General features: G+C 42.1%; 1 protein-coding gene. It reads right to left on the reverse strand.

Going from position 1 to position 285, the window contains the following annotated elements; genetic code table 11:
• Window positions 1-285 (reverse strand): E domain-containing protein (locus IDG60_RS03385; RefSeq protein ID WP_181935695.1); only part of this gene is annotated, 285 nt, incomplete at both ends.

Below are 285 nucleotides of genomic sequence, written 5' to 3' on the forward strand. Positions count from 1 at the left end.
CTTCGATCACTTTTCCTGTGTCTGGATTCTTGATTCCTGGTTTACCTGGTACTTTTTCCGTTTGATCTGTTGGTAAGTTTGGATCAAAGATATCTTTATGACCTTGCGGTATTTTCTCGCCACCGAACTCTACAATCTTATCTACTGGTTGTTTTGTGATCTCTTCTGTTGGTTGACCCTCGCCAACTTTTTCACCCGTTAATGGGTTCACTGTGATTGGTGTTGTGATTGTCTTACTTCCTGGTTGTCCTTCTTGTTTCACTCGCTCTTCACCAGGTTGTAACT

The organism is Staphylococcus sp. EG-SA-2 (genome assembly GCF_017152085.1).